General features: G+C 44.2%; 4 protein-coding genes. All 4 read right to left on the bottom strand.

The genetic code is table 11. The features are described from left to right. Positions 1-24: 24 nt before the first annotated feature. Complete coding sequence (locus tag HMPREF3164_RS04295; RefSeq protein ID WP_070449108.1) at positions 25-591, bottom strand: hypothetical protein; 567 nt, start codon at positions 589-591, stop codon at positions 25-27. Positions 592-780: 189 nt separating this feature from the next. Beyond that, complete coding sequence (locus HMPREF3164_RS04290) at positions 781-1428, bottom strand: hypothetical protein (RefSeq protein ID WP_070449106.1); 648 nt, start codon at positions 1426-1428, stop codon at positions 781-783. 342 nt (positions 1429-1770) lie between these two features. Beyond that, positions 1771-2520: a hypothetical protein gene (locus HMPREF3164_RS04280; RefSeq protein WP_070449102.1), complete on the bottom strand. Its 750-nt coding sequence runs from the start codon at positions 2518-2520 to the stop codon at positions 1771-1773. A 5-nt stretch (positions 2521-2525) separates the two neighbouring features. Beyond that, on the bottom strand, positions 2526-3133 hold a 608-nt coding region (locus HMPREF3164_RS04275; protein ID WP_246822602.1), incomplete at its 5' end, for a hypothetical protein.

Below are 3133 nucleotides of genomic sequence, written 5' to 3'. Positions count from 1 at the left end.
ATATAGGTTATTGATTCTAATCCTTTACTCTGGCAAATGCGGATACTCATCCACGAAAGGACCCAGGGCCTCCGCACGTTCAAGCTCAGGATGCTCAGGTTCAAACCTATCCACAACTACCACATATCCCTGGAAAAAATCCCGCACCAACGAAAGATTCTTCTCAGAACATTCAAAACCATAAATAAACTTAAGATTTTCATCTCCGTCGCGAAGACGCTCCCAGCGATAACGATCCTGCATACGTGCAATATGCTGGTATAAGGTATCCGCTTCTGCCGGGCTACTGCGGATTAAACCATCAAAGTCAGAAACATAAACAAAAAGCCCTTGCGACAGGTCCTTCCATTGATCAATTTCTTCAACAAAATCAAGTGTCCACCACGCACCTTCATCTGGCAAAGGCCAAGGACAATCAATAGCACGAATAACTTCCGCCTCTAGACTAGGCGAGTCAGAGATATTGGAACTTATAAAATTTACGATTTTCCAGCCTGCTTTCACAAGAGAGCTAACACGCTCCCGCAAAATATGGGACTCTTTAATATATATAACTGGAATAAATCCCCAGACCTCATCAACTTGTTCCACGCTAACTCCTCCTTAATAATACAAAATCTTTATAATGGTTGGGGGTGTAGTAGATATCGCCATTACTACCTACTACTAAACGTTCACTGTCCCGTTTTACCGGCAGCCTAGGTTCGTCTCGCATAATATACCCGGCGTCATGAACGTCAATTTCAAAATATCGAATATTGAGGTTTGTTCGGATGTGCTTTACCCATTACTGCCGCCGGTGTAGGATGTGCTCTCGGGGTACTCATCAGGAGCATCAATCCACTCCCCATCCTCATACAACGGGTCAGGAAAACCCTGAGGAAAAAACACTTTCTTATACCTCTCCACACCGCTCCAAGGATATTCCGCCCCATCTTTGGCGGTTACAGTTTTATCTTCAAAGAATTTTTTGATCACAGGTAGGCTCTCGCGTGAAAATTCAAATCCATATCCAAAGAGGACCCGATAAAGCCCACTACCGAAAACTGGACGAACAGTATAACGACCGTCCATAGTTTCCAGAATATTTACGCACGCTGTAACAGCCTTATCATCCATCACGAAGAGATCATCAAAGTTTTTATACAGCATAAACAGTCCTTGACGCATATCAAACCAGTTAATCAGGCAGGCATCTTCAGAAGCCCAGCGCAGGTTAAAATCATCCGGAATAGCATAGACACTCTCAATACTCGCAACCAGACGGTACGCAAAATCCAACGTGGTTTTTACCCCGGCACAGTCAACAACAATAACCTTCCACCCCTCCGCTTCCAGATAAGGCAGCATATGGTTCTCCCAGTACCCACCCTCACGAATAAACAAAGGAGCTACAAAAGATTTCGGCCTTTCTGGTGTGTAAACCATAGTTATTTTCTCCCTTACTCTACTATCAGGATAAACGTGTGATAATGATCCGGGCTGTAATAGATACTGCCATTACTACCCACTATCAACCGGTCATCACCACGAGTCGTCTCAGGCTTCCCGTTAGGCTTCAACTCAACTCTACCGTTTTCACCAATCTTAGGTTGAGGAGCCATAAAATCCATCTCCGTATACGTAATAGGATTCCCCTCAACAGCAGTTGCGGCAGAACAGCCTCCGTAGCTTTCTTATTTGGTGACAGGCATAAAGATATAGAAAATTAGTTGTCCGTAACTTCGCTATAAGCTACGGACAACTAAACTCAAGAAGGAACATGATCGATTATTCGGGATCGTCAAATTCACTATGCACCAGGTGCACTTTCGAGGCAAGAACAGGGTCATACAATGGTGACTCAGGATAATACCGAGGGTCTTCCACATAGACTCCGGTAGAATCCTTATCATCAATCGTAAACCCATAGACGATCCCTTCTTTATCGTACAGAGGGTCCGGGGCACCATGAGGGAAATTCCTGCGCTGTTCTTCCTCAAAATCAGACCATGGATACCGCACACCCTCACCGGCAATCATCACGTTCTCAGCACCCATCAGTTCCTCAAACTGTGGGAGATACGAGGTGGGAAGACCAACGCCGTACCCCACCACCACAGGGTACTGTTCATAAATATTTCCCCGGAATTTGGAATAATAATAAACAATATCTTCAATCAGTTGGAGCATAAAATCGGCTCCATAGCCATTATATAGGTCAGGATGGGTAGAGAAGATGTCTTCAAAATTCTTATAAAACACAAAGAGACCTTTGCGCATATTAATGCCGTAGATGTCAGTGATATTATCTTTGACCCCCATAGCATTAATATATCCATGCTCAGGAACCTTAAAGTTGAGTTCACGTAGAAGCCTTGTGCCGCAATCCTCAATATCCTCTACATTCGCACAGTCTACTTCAGCGATATACCACCCCTGCTGCTGTAAACTAGGCTTCATGATTTTCTCCCAGTACCCGCTCTCCTGAGTGAACACCGGAACAATGAACTCATCCTTATATTCGCATTTATACTTCATAGTGTTTATATAGAAGGGTCTGGCTCAGTAAATTCACTATGCACCAGGTGTACCTTTGAGGCAAGAACAGGGTCATACAATGGTGATTCAGGATAATACCGAGGATCAGCAACATAGATACCCGTAGCCTGCGGATCATGGTTTATAACCCCACCAAAGAGCTGACCTGTCTTATCGTAGAGAGGGTCCGGGGCACCGTTCGGGAAGTTCCTGCGCTGTTCTTCTTCGAAATCAGACCATGGATACCGCACACCCTCACCGGCAATCATCACATTTTCCGCACCCATCAGCTCCTCAAACTGTGGAATATATGAGGTGGGAAGACCAACACCATACCCTACCACCACAGGAAACTCTTCATAGATATATCCACGTAAGGTTGAATAATAATAAACAATATCTTCAATCAGTTGGAGCATAAACTCGGCTCCATAGCCATTATATAGATCAGGATGGGTAGAGAAGATATCTTCAAAATTCTTATAAAAAACAAAGAGGCCTTTGCGCATATTAATGCCATAGATATCCCTAAGATTTCCTTTGACCGCCATGGCATTAATATATCCATGCTCAGGAACTTTAAAGTTGAGTTCACGTAGAAGCCTTGTGCCGC

This window comes from Rothia sp. HMSC08A08, from assembly GCF_001808385.1.
Taxonomy (GTDB): Bacteria; Actinomycetota; Actinomycetes; order Actinomycetales; family Micrococcaceae; genus Rothia; species Rothia dentocariosa.
This window is presented reverse-complemented; position numbering and strand designations above follow the sequence as displayed.

Excerpts from the sequence above, each read along its gene's own strand:
- HMPREF3164_RS04290 (WP_070449106.1), bottom strand. The coding sequence starts at position 1,428 with ATGGTTTACACACCAGAAAGGCCGAAATCTTTTGTAGCTCCTTTGTTT.
- HMPREF3164_RS04280 (WP_070449102.1), bottom strand. The coding sequence starts at position 2,520 with ATGAAGTATAAATGCGAATATAAGGATGAGTTCATTGTTCCGGTGTTC.